General features: G+C 39.7%; 1 pseudogene. It reads left to right on the top strand.

The window, feature by feature from the left end:
- Positions 1-257, top strand: a pseudogene (locus AC1RQI_RS17340) (2,3-bisphosphoglycerate-independent phosphoglycerate mutase); the annotation flags it as partial.

The following is a 257-nucleotide window of genomic DNA, read 5'->3' as shown; positions in this document are numbered from 1 at the left end:
GTAGGTCATACAGGCGTTTTCAGTGCAGTTGTAAAAGCTGCTGAAACAGTTGATAAATGCGTTGAAAAAGTGGTAACAGCTGCATTACAACAAGACTATATTATTTTCTTAACGGCAGACCATGGCAATGCAGATTATATGATTAATGAAGATGGAAGTCCGAATACGCAACACTCCTTAAATCCCGTTCCGTTGTTTGTTATAGATAATGAATGGCATGGAACAGTAAAGCCGGGTAAGTTGGGAGATATTGCACC

This window comes from Salicola sp. AFF1 (genome assembly GCF_056783195.1).
This window is presented reverse-complemented; position numbering and strand designations above follow the sequence as displayed.